Source organism: Arthrobacter sp. R3-55 (assembly GCF_054161505.1).
Window position 1 is genome coordinate 2,458,210 of record NZ_CP096423.1, and the last position, 18,594, is coordinate 2,476,803.

At 63.4% G+C, this 18,594-nt stretch carries 19 protein-coding genes; 6 read left to right on the forward strand and 13 right to left on the reverse strand.

The window, feature by feature from the left end; all coding sequences use genetic code 11:
* The first annotated feature begins 21 nt into the window (after window positions 1–21).
* Window positions 22–630: a Rho termination factor N-terminal domain-containing protein gene (locus M1D51_RS11415; protein ID WP_458106540.1), complete on the forward strand. Its 609-nt coding sequence runs from the start codon at window positions 22–24 to the stop codon at window positions 628–630.
* A gap of 37 nt (window positions 631–667) precedes the next feature.
* Here M1D51_RS11415 and M1D51_RS11420 read toward each other — a convergent pair whose 3' ends face one another.
* The 4 genes from M1D51_RS11420 to M1D51_RS11435 all read right to left on the reverse strand — a co-directional run bounded on the left by M1D51_RS11420 (window position 668) and on the right by M1D51_RS11435 (window position 2,786).
* Window positions 668–1,561: an alpha/beta fold hydrolase gene (locus M1D51_RS11420; protein WP_458106541.1), complete on the reverse strand. Its 894-nt coding sequence runs from the start codon at window positions 1,559–1,561 to the stop codon at window positions 668–670.
* Between the two features lie 55 nt (window positions 1,562–1,616).
* On the reverse strand, window positions 1,617–1,997 hold the full coding sequence (locus M1D51_RS11425; protein ID WP_458106542.1) for an STAS/SEC14 domain-containing protein: 381 nt from the start codon (window positions 1,995–1,997) through the stop codon (window positions 1,617–1,619).
* 103 nt (window positions 1,998–2,100) lie between these two features.
* Complete coding sequence (locus tag M1D51_RS11430) at window positions 2,101–2,385, reverse strand: winged helix-turn-helix transcriptional regulator (RefSeq protein WP_458106543.1); 285 nt, start codon at window positions 2,383–2,385, stop codon at window positions 2,101–2,103.
* Window positions 2,382–2,786 carry a VOC family protein gene (locus M1D51_RS11435; RefSeq protein WP_172326114.1) on the reverse strand — a complete coding sequence of 135 codons (405 nt, stop codon included), beginning with the start codon at window positions 2,784–2,786 and terminating at the stop codon, window positions 2,382–2,384. The genes M1D51_RS11430 and M1D51_RS11435 overlap by 4 nt, the downstream gene beginning before the upstream one ends.
* Before the next feature lie 154 nt (window positions 2,787–2,940).
* Here M1D51_RS11435 and M1D51_RS11440 point away from each other — a divergent pair, with 154 nt between their 5' ends.
* The 3 genes from M1D51_RS11440 to M1D51_RS11450 are packed head-to-tail and all read left to right on the forward strand — an operon-like array spanning window position 2,941 to window position 5,952.
* Window positions 2,941–4,059 (forward strand): FecCD family ABC transporter permease, encoded by a 1,119-nt coding sequence (locus tag M1D51_RS11440; protein ID WP_458106544.1) that lies wholly within the window; start codon window positions 2,941–2,943, stop codon window positions 4,057–4,059.
* On the forward strand, window positions 4,056–4,895 hold the full coding sequence (locus M1D51_RS11445) for an ABC transporter ATP-binding protein (RefSeq protein ID WP_458106545.1): 840 nt from the start codon (window positions 4,056–4,058) through the stop codon (window positions 4,893–4,895). The genes M1D51_RS11440 and M1D51_RS11445 overlap by 4 nt, the downstream gene beginning before the upstream one ends.
* 37 nt (window positions 4,896–4,932) lie before the next feature.
* Window positions 4,933–5,952: an ABC transporter substrate-binding protein gene (locus tag M1D51_RS11450; RefSeq protein WP_458106546.1), complete on the forward strand. Its 1,020-nt coding sequence runs from the start codon at window positions 4,933–4,935 to the stop codon at window positions 5,950–5,952.
* Between the two features lie 108 nt (window positions 5,953–6,060).
* On the opposite strand, the gene M1D51_RS11455 is transcribed toward M1D51_RS11450, so the two are convergent.
* The 7 genes from M1D51_RS11455 to amiA form a co-directional block, all read right to left on the reverse strand.
* On the reverse strand, window positions 6,061–7,725 hold the full coding sequence (locus M1D51_RS11455; RefSeq protein WP_458106547.1) for an amino acid ABC transporter ATP-binding/permease protein: 1,665 nt from the start codon (window positions 7,723–7,725) through the stop codon (window positions 6,061–6,063).
* A complete protein-coding gene (locus tag M1D51_RS11460; RefSeq protein WP_458106548.1) occupies window positions 7,722–9,500 on the reverse strand; it encodes an ATP-binding cassette domain-containing protein in 1,779 nt (592 codons plus the stop codon). The genes M1D51_RS11455 and M1D51_RS11460 overlap by 4 nt, the downstream gene beginning before the upstream one ends.
* Window positions 9,487–10,656 carry a hypothetical protein gene (locus M1D51_RS11465; RefSeq protein WP_458106549.1) on the reverse strand — a complete coding sequence of 390 codons (1,170 nt, stop codon included), beginning with the start codon at window positions 10,654–10,656 and terminating at the stop codon, window positions 9,487–9,489. Before M1D51_RS11465 ends, M1D51_RS11460 begins: the two co-directional genes overlap by 14 nt.
* Window positions 10,656–12,047: a YcaO-like family protein gene (locus M1D51_RS11470; RefSeq protein WP_458106550.1), complete on the reverse strand. Its 1,392-nt coding sequence runs from the start codon at window positions 12,045–12,047 to the stop codon at window positions 10,656–10,658. The genes M1D51_RS11465 and M1D51_RS11470 overlap by 1 nt, the downstream gene beginning before the upstream one ends.
* 16 nt (window positions 12,048–12,063) lie before the next feature.
* A complete protein-coding gene (locus M1D51_RS11475) occupies window positions 12,064–13,164 on the reverse strand; it encodes a CocE/NonD family hydrolase (RefSeq protein WP_458106551.1) in 1,101 nt (366 codons plus the stop codon).
* The gene (locus M1D51_RS11480) at window positions 13,164–13,898 is read right to left on the reverse strand and encodes a hypothetical protein (RefSeq protein ID WP_458106552.1); all 735 of its coding nucleotides are present in this window, start codon (window positions 13,896–13,898) and stop codon (window positions 13,164–13,166) included. Before M1D51_RS11480 ends, M1D51_RS11475 begins: the two co-directional genes overlap by 1 nt.
* Window positions 13,899–13,980: 82 nt before the next feature.
* A complete protein-coding gene (gene amiA / locus M1D51_RS11485; RefSeq protein WP_242703463.1) occupies window positions 13,981–14,082 on the reverse strand; it encodes a streptamidine family RiPP in 102 nt (33 codons plus the stop codon).
* A gap of 105 nt (window positions 14,083–14,187) precedes the next feature.
* Between amiA and M1D51_RS11490 the strand changes: the two genes are divergently transcribed.
* Window positions 14,188–15,408 (forward strand): hypothetical protein, encoded by a 1,221-nt coding sequence (locus M1D51_RS11490; protein WP_458106553.1) that lies wholly within the window; start codon window positions 14,188–14,190, stop codon window positions 15,406–15,408.
* A complete protein-coding gene (locus tag M1D51_RS11495; RefSeq protein ID WP_458106554.1) occupies window positions 15,405–17,132 on the forward strand; it encodes a prolyl oligopeptidase family serine peptidase in 1,728 nt (575 codons plus the stop codon). Before M1D51_RS11490 ends, M1D51_RS11495 begins: the two co-directional genes overlap by 4 nt.
* Here the strand turns inward: M1D51_RS11495 and M1D51_RS11500 are convergent.
* Complete coding sequence (locus tag M1D51_RS11500) at window positions 17,126–18,184, reverse strand: cation diffusion facilitator family transporter (RefSeq protein ID WP_458106555.1); 1,059 nt, start codon at window positions 18,182–18,184, stop codon at window positions 17,126–17,128. The two genes, M1D51_RS11495 and M1D51_RS11500, sit on opposite strands and share 7 nt — an antisense overlap.
* Window positions 18,181–18,546 (reverse strand): ArsR/SmtB family transcription factor, encoded by a 366-nt coding sequence (locus M1D51_RS11505; RefSeq protein ID WP_458106556.1) that lies wholly within the window; start codon window positions 18,544–18,546, stop codon window positions 18,181–18,183. Before M1D51_RS11505 ends, M1D51_RS11500 begins: the two co-directional genes overlap by 4 nt.
* Window positions 18,547–18,594 lie beyond the last annotated feature (48 nt).

Consider the following 18,594-nt stretch of genomic DNA (forward strand, 5'->3'; position numbering starts at 1 on the left):
ATCCCGACTGAAGGAGTTTTCATGAACGAGAAGCCCGGCAATCAGACGCCGAACACGCCCCGGGTGAGTGAAACGGAACTTCGTGGAATGAAGGTTGATGAACTCCGACAGGAAGCCCGGGAGGAGAACATTAGCGGCGTTTCGGACATGCGCAAGGAGGAGCTGGTGCACGAAGTGGCCGCAGCACGCTCCTCCGGTGAACAACGGAAACAGGACGGCCCTGCCTCCGAGGCTGACTCAGTTGGCGCCGGGCCGGACGACGGCAAGATCCGGACCGGCGAAGCGTCCTCCAGCTCGTTGAAGTACTCACAGGAGGTAACTTCTCCAGAGGACGAGCCCGAGCGGGAAGGAAGGAGCCTGGTAACAACGCATCATGAAGTCATCAAGCAGTGGGCGGAGGAACGCGGCGGAGTGCCCGCAACCGTTGAAGGCACCGAACACGGGGATCACTTGGGCGTACTCCGTCTTGATTTTCAAGACAAAGACAACAATCTCCGGCGCGTGAGCTGGGAAGAATGGTTCAACACTTTCGATGCCCGCCGCCTGAACTTCATCTATCAGGAACAACGCTCGGACGGCAGCCAATCGAACTTCTTCCGACTGGAAAATCCGGACCGGAAAGACGCATAGGCTTAAGTACGCTTATTCCCGGATTTAGCCGGACGGCTTAGGGGCGCAGGAGAAGGTCGGCGACAGCGTTGGCGAACGCCAGCGGGGCCTCTTGGGGCACGTTGTGCCCTATTTCCTTTAGCCTGCGGACTTCGAACGGACCGGCGAAGTGCTTCCGATCCCGCTCAGAGTCGTCCGGCCCGAACCCGTCGGCCAGTGCGTCGAGTGAAATCGTTGGCACCAAAATGGGAGGCGATTCCGCCAAAAACGCCTCGAGCTCGTCAAAACGATCGTCACCATCCGCGGCCCGATGGCGATGGCGATAGGAGTGCACCGCGACATCAACGAAGTCCGGGTTGTGCAGGCTGGGACTGCTGGCGGTGTAGGCATCGCCGGCGCCAGCCCATTCCGGTGACCACAATCGCCAGAGCAGGCCGCACAATTCATCCCGGTTGGCCTGAAGCCCCGCGCGACCTCGATCGGTGTTGAAGTACCACTGATACCAGTCCCGATACTCCTCCATCGGGGCTGCCGGCTCCACCGACGAGGCGATGTCCTGGATCGCGTAGCCCCCGACTGTCACAAGCCCGGTAATGCGTTCGGGGCGCACGGCTGCGGCAATGCAGGCCGCCCGACCGCCCCAGTCATACCCGGCGACCACTGGGCGCTGCAATTCCAGGACATCGATGAGATCGAGCAGATCCTGTCCGACGGCCGCTTGCTGGCCGGAGCGAGGCGTCGCGGCCTCCCGGAACCGTGTCCCACCGTACCCGCGGAGGTAAGGAGTGATGGAACGAATTCCGCGCTCCGACAACAACGGGGCAACTGCCTGGAAGCTGAGGACGTCGTAGGGGAAACCGTGGAGGAGCACCGCAACTGCCCCGTCCGCCGGACCGTCGTCGTAGTATGCAATCTCGAGGTCCTCAGTCATCACAGTCCGCAGTTCGCCCATGGTCATACTCCAGTGAACCACTTACGGCCTCGGGAACCTCTCAAAGTTCATACCGTCAAGAATGCGGATCGGTGAGGAGCCAGGCCAGGGCCTCATCCTGGGAGGGATAGAACCGGGTCGGACAGGGAAGAGTCCGCCGCGCCATGGCAAAATTGGCAATGACGCGGTTGACAGGATTTGAACCCACCAAGGCAATCCGCGAAGCCGCGCACTTGGTGCTGAAAACGGATTTGGCCTGGCGGGTAACGGTCTTAGTGTTCGTTATGTCAATCAGCATCGGGTACTCGGAACCGTCGGCGACGTCGTTGATTGTCATCATCGCCGAGCGCACGTCGTCTGCCGTCAGGACAGTCCCCGGATTCCAGACGAGGCGAAGAACTCCCTCGGCATCCAGTTCAACCGTTCCCTTGCCGCCATCAACAGTTATTGGCTTCATCCCCGCGCCCCCAACATCGTTTGGTCCTAAGACTAGTCCGTGATCCGGTCGTGGCTCCATATCTGCCGTGAGCTTGTTGGGTGGCATCGCTCTTCCCGCCATATCAAGACCGTTCCTCGCCACCCCATCGCGCCAGCGCGATGATCGCCTCACGCAAGGCGAGCCCGCGATCAGTCAGCGCGTAGGCCCGGGTGTTGTGCCGGAGCGGCAGTCGGGATAACACACCGGCTGTCTCGAGCTCGCGCAGGCGGGTCGCAAGTATGTTCGTAGGTACTCCAAGATCGCGTTGCAGATCGCCATAGCGCTGCGGCCCGTCGAGCAGTCGCTCCACAATGAGGAGGGCCCACCGCGACCCGACGACGTCGAGGGCTGCGGCGAGATTGCTCACGCGCCCTGATCGGCGTCCGGCTTCATCCAAAATGGCGAGTAATGGTAGCCGTCCGGGTCATCGAATTGGCGCTGGTACATGAAGGGATAGTCGTCGGTGTCACCGATCCGCCCGCCGGCGGCGCCAGCGCGCTCGGTGAGCTCATCGACCGCCTCCCGACTGCCCAGGTCGAATGAGACCGTGACCTTCGAGGGTGTGCCCGGTCCGCCGACCAACTCCTCGGCACCTCCGACGCTTGCATACATCTCCCGGCTTCCTAGCATGACGTACTGCTCGGGCGCGATCATGAAGCAGGAGACGTTGTGGTCGGACATCTCCGCGTTCATGGTCCAACCGAGGGCGGCATAGAAGGTGGTCGCGCGCTCGACACTCTCAACCGGGCAGGTAATGAAAAGACTCATGCCTCATACTTGCAAAATGCAAGTACGACGTCAAGGGCTTGACCGCGCAAGCGGACTCTACCCACACCGGGTTGACCTCATACGACGAGACAAGCACGCATAAATGCGAATGATTCTCAGTTAAGCTAAGCTTCGGGTGTGATTGGACACTCCTATGACCGCTGACGTCGCCCGTCTCCCCGCTGCTTCCGGCATCCGCCCCACTGCCCCACCGCCGATCCCCCGCAGAACGGCCCTTGAACGGCTGATAACGCCCTCCCTGGCACTAGGCATTCTGGTACTTTTGGTGGTTTCGGGCAGCACAGGACCACTTCAGACCACCTTCATCGAATCCCTGCAGATCATGACCGGCCACCTGATTCCGGGCATGCCTTGGATGACCGACGGCTCGCTCACTGTTTCCCAGGACCAAGCTGTGTGGAGCTTTCGCGTACCGAGGTCCCTGCTGGCAGGGATCGCCGGTGCCAGCCTGGCATTAGCCGGTGCACTGCTGCAGGCAAATGTCCGCAACCCCCTCGCTGAGCCCTACATTCTTGGCGTTTCGGCCGGGGCCGGAGTGGGCGCGGTGCTTGCCATCGTGGCGGGTTCGACGGCGGTGGCAGGCATCGGCTTGAACGCCTCGGCCTTCGTAGGGGCTGCTGCAGCGACGGCCCTGGTGTATCTGCTGGCAAAACAGGATGGCGTCATCGCGCCCTCCCGCTTGATTTTGGCCGGCGTAGCCCTTGGCTCCCTGCTGGCTGCCATCACGAACTTCCTCACCATCACCACTGACGCGCAGAACGTCTACAGTGTGCTGTTCTTCCTGCTGGGTAGCGTCTCTGCGGCCACATACCCGCAACTGCTGCTCCCCGGATTCGCTCTGCTGGCTGTGGGTGTTTTCGCCATGTTGCGCTCCCGTGCCCTCAACGCCTTCCTGGCCGGTGACGAAACCGCCACGGCTTTGGGAGTAAATGTGGAATCGATGCGTCGAACGCTTCTTCTGGCTACCGCGCTGCTGACCGCCACTACGGTTGCGGTCTGCGGTGGAATCGGATTCGTTGGCCTGGTGGTGCCGCATGCGGCGCGCATCCTGGTTGGCTCGGACCATCGAAAAATGCTCCCGGTCACGATCTTCGGCGGCGCCCTGTTCCTCATGTTCACCGACCTCCTGGCACGCACCATCGCCCAACCGGCGGAGATCCCCTTGGGCATCCTCACCGCTACTGTAGGGGCGCCGTTCTTCCTGTGGCTCATGCGCAGCAACGGAGCTGTCCGCGGAGGTATCAAGCGATGAATGTTGAATTCAAGAACGTGAGCGTCGATTTGGGGAGTACGCGCGTGGTCCACGATGTCAGTTTCCCGGCACCCAGCGGCTCGGTAATCGGGATATTGGGGCCCAACGGTTGCGGCAAATCAACCCTTCTCCGCACCCTCTACCGGGTGAATAAACCATCAGCCGGCTGTGTCCTGCTTGATGGCGAGGACGTCCGCCGTCTTAGCTCCCGGCAAATGGCGCTAAGAGTGGCAGTCATGGCCCAGGAATCAAGCCAGGACTTCCCCATGACGGCCCGAGAGGTAGTGATGCTGGGCCGCGCCCCCCACCAGCACGGTTTCGGTGCCGATTCCCCCCAGGACCATCACCTGGTCCACCAAGCACTGCTCGACGTCGGTGCCTCCTCACTCACGGACCGATACTTTGCCGGATTGTCCGGTGGCGAAAAACAACGAGTGCTGCTGGCTCGCGCACTTGTCCAGGAAGCACCGGTACTGGTGTTGGACGAGCCCACCAACCACCTCGACGTCGCTTTCCAGCTAGAACTCATGCAGCTGGTCACCTCACGGGGACGGACTGTCCTGGCAGCCCTGCACGACATGAACCTTGCAGCAGAATTCTGCGACCACATCGCGGTCCTGCAGTCCGGGAAGGTGCAGGCCTTCGGTCCGCCGGCATCGCTGTTGGACCCGGAGCTCATCCGGGACTGCTTTGGGGTTCAGTCACGGAAGCTAAAGCATCCACTCACCGGCAGGCCGCTGATCGCCATAGCAGCCGCAGCACCGAACGCAGCTACAACACCGAACGCAGCCACGGCACCACATAAAGACCCTGAGCTATCTGCGTCCCGCCCCTGAAGTTTCTCATCACAAACACAAACCTGGAGGCACATCCATGAAGAAATCCACCCTGCCCAAAACGGCTGCAGTATTGTCCGTGATGACGCTCAGCGGAATGCTGCTCGCGGGCTGCGGACAGGCTGTCAGCCAAAGCCCTGCAACGGAAAAGGCCGGCAGTGCGGTCAAACCCGCCGGCACCATCGAGAACTGCGGACGCACGCTGACCTTTACCTCCGTACCGGAGCGCATCGTGGCCATGACACCTGGACAGTCCGAGCTGTTGGTTAAGCTGGGCGCCGCGAACAAGCTAGCCGCTGAGGCTCAAACCAAGGGCCGCGAGTTGCTGCCGGAGCTGAAGGAGCGCGGTGTGGTCAAACAACTGAGCGATCAGATGCCGCCGTCGCGTGAAATCCTGCTTGGCGCCAATCCCGACTTCGTCTACTCGCCCACCGCCTACGAATTCACAGCCGAGCAAGGATTTGCGAGCATTGAACAGCTCAAAGCCGCTGGGGCTGAGTCCTACATAGCCACTGCAGGATGCATGGAACGCCGGAGCAAGGCGGAGGTCAAGGACATCCTCACTGATATAGAGAACATTGGTGCGATTGTTGGCGCCGGTGGCAACACCGCAGCCGTGCGAACGGAAGCCGCTGATCTGCTGTCCTCGGTGGAGAAGGCAGTAGACGGCAAGGACAAGCCCACCGTGGTGGAGCTTTTCGTGGAAGGAAACTCCATCGCGGCCATCGGAGCCGGCATTGAGTACGACATGATCAAGACCGCAGGCGGCAAGAATCTCTTCAGCCCCTCCGACGAGGCATTCGCCAAATTCTTCTCGGCGATGATCTCCCCGGAGACATTGGTGGAGAAGAACCCCGAGGTGATCGTGTTCACCACCTTGGATAAAGCCCACGAGGACGCCACCCGTACGTTCCTCAAAGAGAAGTTTCCCGAGGTAGCCGCAGTGAAGAACAACCGCCTGGTTGCCATCAGCTCGGACGACGTCATGCCCGGCACGTGGGGCAACCTCCGTGCCGTGGAGCAGATCGCGAAGGGCCTGCACCCGGAAGCGTTCTAACCCCTTCCAGCCTCCGCGAGTTTGGCAGTTGGCGCCCATGTTTTTCAAAAATATGGGCGCCAACTGCCGTCTCGCAGGGGGAATGAGGGGGCACTGGGGGTGATACAGCTACTCCCCCAGATGCACCCGGCGGTCGCAGGCGGCAAGGGTGGACTCCCTGTGCGAGACCGTGATGACCGTGGTCTCCCCGGCGATCCCTGCAAGAGCCTCTACCAAGGCATTTTCCGAGGCAGGATCCAGGCTTGCAGTGGTTTCATCCAGCACCAGAACCTTGGGCCTCATCAGCAACGCCCTCGCCAAACAAAAGCGCGCCATTTCGCCGCCGGACAGGCTCATCCCCTGCTCACCGATCACAGTATCCACCCCTCCGGCCCAGCGATCCCCGATGAGCGGAAGCCCCGCACGTTGCAAAGCCTCCAAGACCTCGGGCCCGGTTGCCGCGGGGCATGCCAAGTGCATGTTCTCCAGGACGGAACCGTGAAATACCGGCGAGTCCTGTTCCACCAGTGTGACCATGCGCCGGAACGAAGCCTCATTCACCGCCCAGGCATCAACCGCCCTGCCCTCACGCGATACCAGCGAAATGCTCCCGGAATCCGGGGCCCAGAGACGCACTAAAAGCCGGGCCAGCGTGGTTTTCCCCGCACCTGACCGGCCGCTGATCCCCAGATGCTCCCCCGGTGCCACGGACAGTGAGGTCGACCGCAAAGCCGGTTCGCCGTCGTCGTAGGTGAACTGCAGGTTCTTCATCTCGATACCCAGCGGCCCGTCGGGTTCAAATTCCGTGGTCCCGGGTGCCCGGCCCGTGTTCGAGGGCAAGTTGATCCCCTCCGAAACGCGGTGCGCACTGGCGCGGTGCGGCTGAAGTTGCGTCACAGTGGCCACGCCTTCAGAAATCGGGGCCAGTAAGGTCAAGGTCCCCGCAACCAATGCAGGCAACCACACCGCATCCAGCCCCGGCGTGGAAATTGCGGCCAGGAACACCGCTACCACGGTGCCCACAACGCATAGCTCCCGCAGCGAGGCCGCCAAAGCGAGGAAAGAGCTAAGTTTGCGTTGCCCGGCGTCCACCACGAGGCTCTGTTCCGCCAACTGACGCTGTGCATGCTCCTGGAGACCAAAGCCCAGGATCTCACGGGTCCCCGCCAACAGGTCCACAGCCAGGACCGAGACCGCAGTCCGGGCTTCCTGAACCCTCGCCCCCAGCACGGCACCCCTTCGCAGACCCGGCAGCGTCACCGCCATCAACGCGGCGAACCCCAGTAGCAGCGCCCCGGCAATCTCCGGGCCGAGCGGCAGGAGGACCGCTACGCCGGCGATGAACAGTACTGCCGCTCCGACAAGCTGGGCAACAGTGTGGGCGTAGAAGAACTCGAGCTTTTCGACATCTCCCATGGCCGTTGCGGCAAGCTTGCCGGTGTGCTGACCAGGTTTGCGGGACGGGACTCCGCGGGCGAAACCATTAAAGAGGGCGATCCTTAGTGCCGCCAAAATCCTGTAAGCGATGCTGTGCGAAATATCCATCTCATGCCAGGTGAGAACGGCCCGGAGGATCACTGCTGTGATTCCGAGGATCCACCAGGCCGGAGCGGCGGTTTCCTGACGTATGACGGCCAAGGCAACCACGTAGGAACCGGTGACTGCGAGGACAATGAGCGCCAGGTTGTTCAGGATGCCCACCGCCGCGGTCCACACCATGGCCGCCCATTCACCGGACATATACGGAATCAGGCCCAGCAGCGGGTTACGTGGAGTTTGGGCTGTAGCACTCATAGCGTGGCTGCTTCCGGTTGCCGGGTTGTCAGGAGATGACCTTCGCTAAGACGAAGTACGGTGTCTGCGGCGGCAAGGGCCTCGGGGCGATGAGCGATCATGAGGACAATGCGCTGGAAGGACACCCGGCGAAGGCCTGCCAGGACGAGTCCGGCAAGCTCGGCATTGAGGGCAGACGTTGGCTCGTCCAGCAGGAGAACCGGCCTCTCGACCAGGAGTGCCCGGGCGATTGCGAGTCTCTGGAGCTGACCGCCTGATACCGAACCGCCGCCTTCGGACAGCACGGTATCCAAGCCCTCAGGCCATTGCCGCAGTTCCTCCCCCAGGCCGGCTGCGTCGAGGACACTCCAAAAATGCGCCTCGCTGGCAGCAGGCGCTACCACTCGGAGGTTCTCCCGGATGGTCCCCGGAAAGAGGTAGCTGCGCTGGGAAACGACGCTGACATCACTGGGCCTCAGTGGCCGGCCATCCAAGCGAATCCGGTTCTCCCCTACGGGAAGGAATCCCAGCAGGAGATCGAACAGCGTGCTCTTGCCCGCCCCGGACACGCCTGCGAGCGCGGTGAGGCCCCCGCGCCGGATCCGGGCTGAGGCCTGGTGCAGGACCCAGGGGTCGGCGTCGGAGTAGCGGAAGCTCACCCGGTCCAAGGTAAGAGTTTCGGGACGGTCCAAGGCATTGGCATCATCAGGCGACGTGGGAGCCTTGTGGATCGTCGCCAGCTCATGCACCTTCTCCAGCCCGGAGTCTGCCTGCTGTCCTTCCCAGCGTGGGGTGGGCTTGCCGTCGTCGGCACCGCCCGCTGCATCAATGCTCCCCAAGGCAGAGAGCCCCAGATACCCGGCGTGCCATTGCCGGGCCAGGTCCCGCACCGGCCTGAACACCTCGGAAGAGAGCATCAGGAGGAAATAGGTCATGCCTGCAGATTCGGGCCCGGCCAACGGGCCTTGTCCCATGGCTGCGATCGCGGCCATTGCCGCTGCAGCCAACAACCCTGCCTGGATTCCGAAATCTGCCAAGGCGGTGTCCACCAGGGAGGTGCGCATTGTTGACACCGTTGCCCGGTGCAACTGCTGCGAACGGTTGTTGAGCCTGGCCCGTGTCCGGGGAACGGCGTGCAGGATCTTCAGCGTGCGCATGCCCTGGAGTGCTTCCAGAAAATCGGCACTGAGGGCTTCGTAACTGTCCCAGTGGTGCTGTCCGCGTTTGGCCAGCCTCTTGCTCCAGAGTTTAGGGGCCCCCACAGCTACTGCCACGGCGAGGGCCAGGGCCAGAGCCAGGAGGGGATTCAACCAAGCGATCCATAGCAGGAGGGCCGGCACCACTATCTGAAGTTGGAAGGCATGCGGGATGTACTGGCTGATGTAGGTGTCCACTCCATCAACGCCTTCACTGAGGGCCAGCCGCCGGGCTCCGCTCCGTTCAGAGGTGTCCCTCAATCTCTCGGGCTGGAGCAACCGGTGGGCCAAGGAGCGCCGAACATGGAGGCGAACGCCGGATCCCAGGGAGCTCGCCAGCCGGGCGTGGAGTTGCTGGAGCACCAGGCGGCCAACCCCGCAGGCGAGTACACCGGCAAGGTACGGAACCAGCGGCCCGTATGTTCCGTCATCGCGGGCTGCGGGTTCCCGCGCCATCAGCACCAGGGCCGCGAGCGCTTGGGCCAAGAGCCAGGCCTGCAGCCAATAGCTCGCGGTGGTGGCGCACAGCAACGCCGTGACGCCGAACAGTGGGCCGCGGTGACCGGACGTCATCTGAAGGAGCCTCTTATTGACCAGCATGGGCGGGCCTTTCGTGGGTGTTGTGGTCTGTTTCCCGGAGGACGATTCCGAGTCCGTGAAGCGTCGTCCACCCGTTGTCCGTCCCTGTCCATCCGCCGACGGGTCTGAAATCGAGACTCGTGTCCGTCCCCAGGGCGGTGTAGAGGATGTGTGCTGCGAGCGCGGCAGACCACCACATCGACTCGTGGGTGGGCGTGATGGAGGTTTCGAAGACCACCAAGGCGTGGAGATTGCGTACCCAGTGTTGGCCCGCGCACCGTTGGGGCAGCAGTGGTGACTTCATCAAGTGCCCGGTGAGGAGCCGGATACGGCAGGACGACGGAACGGGCTCCGGGAAGGTGGGCAAGGAACTGTCCAACAGCCGCTGAAGTGCCGTGTTCGAGTCATTCGCGCAGCTTGCCCTGGCGCGTGGACCGCTTACGTCCGCACTCCTCCGGGTCGCCAGCTGCGCTTCGGTCACGCCGGCGATCCGTGGACCCGCAGTGTCCTCCCGCGTGTTCCCGATGCCCCCGGATGCAGCACCGAGTGTCACTGCAGCCACCGTGAACTCCGGGATCGGCCCGGGCCAGTGTTGTGGTGCCAGGACGCTCCACCCGGCGGGCACCTCAAGGGCTGCGGCATGGTGCACTAGCGCTACGGCCGCATACGCGGTGTCGGCGATCAACAGGGGTCCCGCCCGGTGGTGGTACTTCGAGGCGGTGCGTTGGGGCAGCACAGTCAGTACGACGACGGCTCCCCGGCCGGGGGCACGCACTCCGGCTGTGAGGTGAGCGACGGCGTCCTGTCCGTGCAAGCGCAGCAGCCCGCCGTCACTGGTGCCCTCAGCGTGGCCGTGATGGAACATGTACGTTCCGGGCGGGACGTCGCAGCCGGCTCCGCAGAGGACCCGCAGTTGCACCGGGTAGCACCCACCGGCCGACGGTACTGCGCGTTGACGGACCTTTCCGGGCAGTCCAGTGGCCGGGTTGAGGTGGAATGTCTCGCTCCACCAGATGGCCCGCAGCATGGCGGTGACAGGAATGCCCGCCGGGCCCGGGGGTTGGGCAGAGCCTCGGGCCGGGGCGTTCCGGGGACCAGGTGGCTGCACGGGCCCGGGCATTTCGGAAGTCCAGGCGCGGGCAAGGCCTTCGGGGAGGAACACGTCCGGTATTTCCATTACATATGGGGAGGCGGGGTGAGGGTGAAATCCTGGGGGCGCGATGGCACGGTTTCCCTCCAGCCGCGTTGGAGTGCCGCTTCCCCGAATCTGGGACAGCCCAGATATGAGAAGGCGGCCGGGGCGTTGGGTACCAACCCTCCCACCACGGCGCGGACTACGCTCAGGCCGGTGCCGCGGACATCGGGGGTTGTCAGTTCACGGGTATACACGGTGTGGCCGCCTGCCTTGAGGCGCTCATGGAGTGCCGGCATGGACACGTAGTCCACGGCGCGGATATCCACCACGCCACCTGCGGGATGGGTGAACCTGTCCGCGAGGTGGTGTGTGCGCGGGTCCAGCCACACCTGCACGTGCGCTCCAAGGTCATGGACTGCGCTGAAGTGGGGGCCAACGTCATCGAGGTACCGGCGGTCCGCACGGTGTTCCAGGTACAGGCCTTTAGCCATGAGCCCTGCTTCCACGGCTTGGAACACCCACCCGTCGGCGTCGGTGGCGCCTTGGGAGTAGATCCAGGTGTGGACAGCTTCCAGTACTGCTTTGCGTGCGGCCTCGGCGGGATCGTTCTTGCATGAGAATCCCGCGGCATACAGTCCGGTGTCCGGATCGAACACCAGTGCTGCCATGCACGGGGCGAATTCGCTGGGCATTTCCACCACCCAGTACTGCAGGCGGCAGCCTTCCATGGCCTCCACCAGCCCTGGAACACTTGCCGTTCTGATGCCTCGCGTGGGACCGCCAAGGTGCCACCACAGTTCAAGGGCATCGCGTTCCACGGTTTCCAGCACGGCCCGGTTGGCGGCGTCGGCCGGACCTTGTCCCGTGGCGATCCCGGCATAGTTCAGATGATGAATCCGCGGCAGGTCCCGGAATCGCCGCTGCCGCCAGTTCAGCAGTGTAAGGCTCGCCGGAAGCCAGACCTCCGCCTTGTCCGGTTCCCGCGTGCAGGCTGTCCACAGGGTTGGAGTATCGTGCTCGAGGTTCCGGTAGGGAAATGCCTCCTGCTCCAGCTGCCAGCCGGCGAATTGCGGCAGTTCCTGAAGTCCGACGGCGGTGCGGCCTGACGCTTCGAGCTCTCGGGCCGTTCCGGTGAAGTAGTGCTGGTCAGGGAGCTCCCCGGGAATGAAATTGCCGCAGTAGCGTTCCATGCCTTCTGCAACAGCGGCGATCCAGGCCTGCCTGCTGTCCCCGAAGGTGGTGCCCAGCGATACCCGGTCGGCTGGCCAGTCACCCAGCCACCGGGCATTGGACACTTCAGCAGTCATGGAGGTGTACGCCGGTGGTGCGTTGTCCGGGGTCATGACTGTGCGCACCCTGCGGATAATCCCTGTCTGCTCGTCCACCAGGGTGTGCAGGGGCAGTAGGCCAAGGGCTTCGGCTGTTGTGGTCATGATTCTCCGTGGTTGTTCATTGATGCTGAAGCGAGTCGATAGTGCAGGGGGCCCAGCCCCAGCTTCCGGCCAGATCATGGTGCTGCCAGTGCAGGACCGGCGGCCGGGCGAGGCCTGCAGTGCCGGCTCCGTTGTCGGCGTTTGCTGCAGGTTCATTCCCGTTGGCCGTGGCCAGGAAGTCCTTGATCCGTGCCATCAGGCCGCCCTGTTCGCGGAGGGCGGCGGTGGTTTCGTCGTCGAGGTCCCTGGTCAGTCCGTGCCCCCACGGCCCCCACAGGGTTTGCACCACGGTTCCCGGCACCGCGCTGCCCCAGACCTGCGCCAACGCCAATGCTTCTGCAACAAAGAAATCGTCCCGCCCCGAAATCATCAGGAGCGGTGTGCTGAGCTTGCTGTAGAGCGCATGGAGGTCAAGGGACGGGGCGTCCCACAGCTGCCGCCAAGTATCGCTGGCACCAGGACCATACTCGTCATCCTGGAACAGGCCTTGGAGCGCCAGGTTCCTGCCGCGGATCTTTGCCTGTGTGGTCCTGTAGTGGAGCTCTGCGGGATGGAGTGGTTCCTTGGAGGTGCTGCCGAATCCATGCTGGTGCCACCATCCGATCCTGTCCCGCAGCCGAGGTGTGCCGTCAGGATGACGCGCCGTTTCGTGGAGTCCCAGGGCCGGCACCATGGCTACTATGGCGAAGGGAATGACCTTGGAGGCCTGGCCCGCTGTTGATGCAGGTATCCGTTCCAGTTCCAGTTCCAGTACACGGGCTGCTTCCACAGCGCAGTGGGCGTCGTAGGATGCGCCGGCCAGGATCAGCGGTCCGCGGAGCAGGTCCAGGGCGGCGAGTTTTTCCGCAGTTTCAGCTCCGTCCCGCCCCTCGCTGACGTAGGGGCGCCACTCGCCCTCGGAACCGTAACGGCCCCGGACATCCTGGACCACCACGTCATATCCTGCCCGCATCCATGCCCCGGCCTGGCCGGCGTACTGACTGCGGCCGTAGGGCGTCCGGATCAGGACCGTACCCATGGGCTCTTCCCTGATGGAAGAACGATAGTGGTCGGTGGCCAGGCGGATGCCGTCGTCAGCGTGAATCGGAACGGAATGCGGGGCTGTTGCGGGAATCATCACCGCATTCCCTGCCGGTTTTCATCCAGGGTTGCAGGCTCCGGGAAAGGCAGCACCGGGTGCTCAGTAGCTACCATCGTTGCGGTGTCGAGGCGCCAGAGGGTGCGTCGGAGGCCAGGAAGTGCAGGGGAATCCTGTTGCCACGCCGCGATGCTCATGAGCAACCGGGCCTTCACCAGTCCCAGTGCCGTGCCTTGCAGATCAAGGTCCGTTGATGCTGCGGGCGTATCCAGCCAAGCCTTCAATTCAGCGGCGGCCGGTGAGGCGGCAAGTCTGCGCCGGAGCACCTGGGACCCGGTGGGATCCTCGGCAGAGACGGCCAACGGATCGATGAAGACAAGTTCGCCTTCACGGTAGCAGCGCAGCACCGCGGTCCCCTTGCCGGGGAGCTCGTCGTAGACACTGCGCCCTGCCGGCGAGCCCACGACATGAAGCAGCAGACCTCCTGGTGCGTGGCCGGCGTCGTCCTTGACCACGGTTGCGGCAACGCCGGAATCTGCCAGGAAGCAGAGGAGCCCGGCTGCTTCGGCAGCGGAGGCTTTTATGTCAATCCGTTCGCGTCCAGCACGGGGACGAACAGCGGACTGGCGGCGTTGAAGAAGTTCCTGGCTGAGCCGGGCGGCGAGAGGCGCACCGGTCTTCGCCGGGGCTGCGAGATGAAAGAAAGCACCGTCAGCGCTGCGGATCGTCGTTTTTCCCGCGATGTCAAAGGTGTCTACTGCTGCGGTGCCCATGGTTTCCTTCCGGATGTTCGTGAGGATGTCGGCCAAGCTAAGAGGGCGGGCGCGCCGGCGCACCCGCCCCCTGGCTTAGTGACTAGTCGAACGGGTTTTCGACCAGTGCGTTCGAGTGAGTCGCGGACAGGTGCGCCAGCTGCTCGGTCTCTTCTACTTCAACCAAAACCGTGGTCTTCTCCATGGTTGGTCTCCTTTCGGTGGTGGTGTTTATCGCGGCTTTTGCTGCGACAACTTCACACTATAGTTAATGAGAATCATTCTCAAATTAACAATTCCAGGAGGCTCAATGACTGAGGAAGTACTGATCGTGGCGGACCAAAAAGCCGGCAATGTGCAGTTCCTGAACCCGCACACCGGCCACGTCAGACGGCGGCTCAACTCCGTGGTCCTGGCCGAACACGCGGGTTTCCTACTGTTAGGTGGAGGAAAATCTGCCTTCATCGACGACGCCGCTGGTGCCCTGATCATCGTCGACGCTTTCGGAGAAGAGCCACCCCTCACCGTCCCCGTTGCCATACCCGGAGAACACCTGGCGTGTGACCCGAAAGGCCGGTTCATCGCGGTCACCACGGGGCTTGGCCTCTCCTGGGAACCATGGAGCGATCTCCTCACCGTTGTGGACCTGAAATCCGACGGCGGACCCACCTCGCGCCGGATCCGCACCCGCGCGGGGGAACCGGGCGTGGTGGTGAGTGAGACGCCCAACGGACCCGCCGCCGTCGTCCGTCACCGGGAGCCCGGAGGCATCGAGTCCTTCAGCATCAAAAGAATCCTGGAGGAGGGCGTGCACTGCCCTCAGATTCGCGGGCAACAACTCAGCGCTTCTCCCGACGGCCATGGCGACGCCCTCGACCCCACCACAGGCATCATGTTCGTAGCCACGGGCGGAGGCTTGGAGCGCTTCGATGTCCGAAAATCCCGGCCGGAAGCCCTCCCCTCCCTTGATTGGGGCGTCCCTGGCCGGGCATATTTCCTACGATTCTGCCCACGGCGCCGCGTTCTGGTAGCTGTCCTGCGCGAGGGCGGAGCGGAACCACGAAACTGGGCTACGTGGAACAACACGCTGTGGGTCCACCACGTGGACAGCAACCGGACCGAAACAGCGCCACTGGGGAAAGGTTTGGTCTTTCGCTTCGCACTCACGGCCACTGGCATCAGCACCGCCCGGGTACACCCCGACGGCGACCAACTCGCCGTGCACCACCTGGGACCAGCCGGGCATGGCCTCAAACTCCGCGGCACGTGGGAGCTTCCTTCCATGGAGGGGGCTCCGCGGCCCGGGCATGAGCCGTGGGACAACGCAGAGCGGCGGGCAATTGCCGCCTCGCCTTCATCCGAACTCGTCGCCGTGACCCGCGGCGGGCACGGTGAGGTCCATGTGGTTGAGACCTCAGTGCCCGGAAGCCCGCTGCGGACCATCACCCTGGACACGCCACTGCACGACGGCGGCCACCTCGCCTGGGTATCGTCTGCGGACGCCGCTCCGGGCGACACCGTGGGCCGATGACTGACATGGACACCACGATTCCCGGCAAGGAAATGCGCCCATATTTCCGTGCTCTGCTGGAACGCTGGGACGCCACGCCCCGCCAAGGGCTTCCCCAGCTCGCAGGTGGACAGGCGGCCTTCCTCTGGCGCGGGCCAGATGATGCTTTCGCTTCCCTGTTCCTGGCCTCAGAAGAGGAACTCCGCGACGCGTGGGGTATCCACCAGCGCCGTTCTACCGCTGCCGAGCCGCCTGGCAGCCGGATTCCCATGCCCCCGGGCACCGTGGTGCGCGGCTTCACCCTCGCCCCGGACGGAACGCGGGTCGCGGCCTTATTGAGCACGCGGCACAGTGAACTCGCAGAGGTCTATGTCCTCGCCCCCGGGGAGGCTCCCCTCAACGTCCCCGGCGCAACCGTCTGGTACGCCGCCACGCAATGGGATGCACACGGGAGCGGCCTCTGGATCCTGAATGGCAAGCCGCCGCAGCAGAGCCTCACCCACTACGGCCTGGACTCCGGGCTCGCTGTGGACGTCCCCTTCCCTGACGACCTGGGCCCACTGTCGGGATGCCGACTCTCCCTCACACGTGCTGACGGGGCTCTTCACCTGAAAGCCAAGCGCCCCGGGAGCGATACCCGGATGTGGGAGCTGACCTCAGGTGCCTGGCATCCCTCTGCCGTGCCGACGGCACCTGCCGCCCGCCTTGCTGTGATGGAGGATGAGGACGGCACCAGCCTCGCATTGGATGGTTTCCCTGTCCATCGGCTGTCTCCAGCGGAGCACCTGCAATCGTTCAACGTCCATGACCGGGGAGACTCCACGCTTCTGTGGCTTCAAACAGCCTCCCCGGAGCGGCCGTCAGGTGTCCTCTGCCTGGAGATCCCTTCACGGACCAGTGCTCCGCACGGCAGTGATTCCTCGCCGGCCTCCATCATTCATCGAAAGGTGAAAGCCCGGGCAGGTGACGGCGTCGACATCCCCCTGATCGTTTCCGTTCGAGCCGAAGATCTCGGTCCTGACGCGAATCCGCTCCGGCCGCTGCCGCTGATCCTCACCTGTTACGGAGGTTTCGGCGTGAAGCACAAGACTGAAGCCGAACCGAGCGTGCCGGCCTGGCTGGAAAGCGGAGGCGTTTATGTGGCTGCGCAACTGCGGGGTGGCGGAGAGCAGGGCGGGACGTGGCATGAAGCGGGGCGCGCGTCCAAAAAGATGCGCACCGTCCAGGACCTCGTCGACGTTGCCTCCTATCTGGTGGGCGAAGGCTGGAGTTCGCCGGAGCAGATCGTGGCCTTTGGAGCCTCCCATGGCGGCATGGTTGTTACCGCGGCAGCACTTTGCTCACCAGCTTCTTTCGGCGCAGTCGTGGCCGTTGCACCCCTGCTGGACACGGTCAACCTGTACCGCCATGGCTTGGGCAGGCAATGGGCGCACGAGTTCGGCACCGATGGTCAAACTACCGACGAGCAGCGCGCAGACTACTCCCCCCTTCACCTGCTGAGACGGATGAAAACCTCCGCCGCCGGGTTACCGCCCATGCTTTGCTGCCTGTTGGGCCATGACGAACGCGTAGACAACAGCGCCGCCGTCGAGTTTGTCGCCGGCATCCGCCGCCGCGGCGGGCGCGCATGGCTGTTCAATGAGAACGACGGCGGGCACGGCCAGCGTGCTTCTGCGGATGTGCTGGCCTTCTCTTCAGCCGTATTGGCATTTGCTGCCTCGGTGTCGGCAGCCACGCTTCAGTGAGCGGGGAACCTGCTCTGGTGCTCCTTGCCGGGGGTGACCGCGGTGAGGAGCATGTCATCTATCTTCGGCAGCGCATGCTTGAGACGATGTTCGGCATCATGGGTGATCTCTTCAGCGCTGAGGAGATCAAGCCCGGCATTGACCGTCAGCGCCGCCGTGCCCTGGAGCCGATGCCCGGACCAGCGCAGTTGAAGCCGGGGAACACCGAGGACCCCCGGGGTTTCCCCCAAAGCCCGCTTGGCCGTTTCAACCAGATCCGGTTCGATGCCGTCCATCAAACGCCGTCCAATGCTTCTGACAGTGCCCCATAGCAAGATGAGGATGGCCGCTGATATCAAAAGGCCCACGATCGGATCAGCCAACGGAAAGCCCAGCATGACACCGATGGCGCCGAGGACCACAGCCAAGGACGTGAAGCCATCCGTGCGGGCGTGGACCCCGTCAGCTACCAACGCCGCTGAGCCGATGCGGCGGCCAACGCGGATACGGTAGATCGCCACGGCCTCGTTTCCGGCGAACCCAATAAGGCCTGCCGCGAATACCCACCAAAGGTTGGTCAAGGGTTGAGGATTCACAAGGCGGTCAACGGACTGCCAGGCTGCCACGACCGCGGACAAAGCGACCACCGCAACGATGAACAACCCGGCGAGGTCTTCCGCCCGCCCGAACCCGAACGTGTACCGACGGGTCGCCGCTCGCCGCCCCAGGATGAAGGCGATCCAGAGCGGGACTGCGGTCAAGGCATCGGAAAAGTTGTGGATTGTGTCGGCCAACAGGGCCACCGAACCGCTGATGAGAACCACAAAAAACTGCAGCACCGTGGTTGCCAGCAGGAGGATCAGACTGATTTTCAGGGCTTTTATGCCCTCGGCACTGGCCTGCACCGCATCGTCGATCGAATCGGCGGCATCGTGCGTGTGCGGAACAAAGAGTTCCACCAGCCAACCTTTGAAACCGGAGTGGTGATGATGCTCGTGCTGCTCCCCTGAGCCATGGCTGTGGTGGTGGTCATGCGCGGAGTGATGATCACGGACCGGTCCGGGGTTGGTCATGTCGCAGCCTGCTTTTCATTTCGGTGATGTGCCGGTTCTCCGCCAAGAGCGTGCTCGGCCTGGAAGATGGCATCTGCCACCAGCTGCCGGGCATGCTCGTTCTCCAAGCGATACAGGACCCTGGTGCCATCCTGACGCGTGGAAACCATTCGCGCCAAGCGCATTTTGGCCAGATGCTGGGATACAGCCGCCGGGGATTTTCCAAGCAGCTCAGCCAATGCCCCTACTGCCATCTCGCCGTCCCTGAGGGCCAGGATGATCCGAACCCGTGTTGCGTCGGCAAGCATGGAGAACACTTCAACAGCCAGTTCCACGTACTGGCTATCGACCCCCAAGGAGCACATTCTGTTATCTGCATTCATACGCACATACTTACATAAATGACGGCTACGACGCTACCCTGTGACAAC

Coding starts and splice junctions, on each gene's coding strand:
- M1D51_RS11445 (WP_458106545.1), top strand. CDS start 4,056: ATGAATGTTGAATTCAAGAACGTGAGCGTCGATTTGGGGAGTACGCGC.
- M1D51_RS11415 (WP_458106540.1), top strand. CDS start 22: ATGAACGAGAAGCCCGGCAATCAGACGCCGAACACGCCCCGGGTGAGT.
- M1D51_RS11470 (WP_458106550.1), bottom strand. CDS start 12,047: ATGACCACAACAGCCGAAGCCCTTGGCCTACTGCCCCTGCACACCCTG.
- M1D51_RS11425 (WP_458106542.1), bottom strand. CDS start 1,997: ATGAAGCCAATAACTGTTGATGGCGGCAAGGGAACGGTTGAACTGGAT.
- M1D51_RS11490 (WP_458106553.1), top strand. CDS start 14,188: ATGACTGAGGAAGTACTGATCGTGGCGGACCAAAAAGCCGGCAATGTG.
- M1D51_RS11500 (WP_458106555.1), bottom strand. CDS start 18,184: ATGACCAACCCCGGACCGGTCCGTGATCATCACTCCGCGCATGACCAC.
- M1D51_RS11435 (WP_172326114.1), bottom strand. CDS start 2,786: ATGAGTCTTTTCATTACCTGCCCGGTTGAGAGTGTCGAGCGCGCGACC.
- M1D51_RS11420 (WP_458106541.1), bottom strand. CDS start 1,561: ATGGGCGAACTGCGGACTGTGATGACTGAGGACCTCGAGATTGCATAC.
- M1D51_RS11505 (WP_458106556.1), bottom strand. CDS start 18,546: ATGAATGCAGATAACAGAATGTGCTCCTTGGGGGTCGATAGCCAGTAC.
- M1D51_RS11480 (WP_458106552.1), bottom strand. CDS start 13,898: ATGGGCACCGCAGCAGTAGACACCTTTGACATCGCGGGAAAAACGACG.
- M1D51_RS11460 (WP_458106548.1), bottom strand. CDS start 9,500: ATGCTGGTCAATAAGAGGCTCCTTCAGATGACGTCCGGTCACCGCGGC.
- M1D51_RS11495 (WP_458106554.1), top strand. CDS start 15,405: ATGACTGACATGGACACCACGATTCCCGGCAAGGAAATGCGCCCATAT.
- amiA (WP_242703463.1), bottom strand. CDS start 14,082: ATGGAGAAGACCACGGTTTTGGTTGAAGTAGAAGAGACCGAGCAGCTG.
- M1D51_RS11465 (WP_458106549.1), bottom strand. CDS start 10,656: ATGGAAATACCGGACGTGTTCCTCCCCGAAGGCCTTGCCCGCGCCTGG.
- M1D51_RS11450 (WP_458106546.1), top strand. CDS start 4,933: ATGAAGAAATCCACCCTGCCCAAAACGGCTGCAGTATTGTCCGTGATG.
- M1D51_RS11440 (WP_458106544.1), top strand. CDS start 2,941: ATGACCGCTGACGTCGCCCGTCTCCCCGCTGCTTCCGGCATCCGCCCC.
- M1D51_RS11455 (WP_458106547.1), bottom strand. CDS start 7,725: ATGAGTGCTACAGCCCAAACTCCACGTAACCCGCTGCTGGGCCTGATT.
- M1D51_RS11475 (WP_458106551.1), bottom strand. CDS start 13,164: ATGATTCCCGCAACAGCCCCGCATTCCGTTCCGATTCACGCTGACGAC.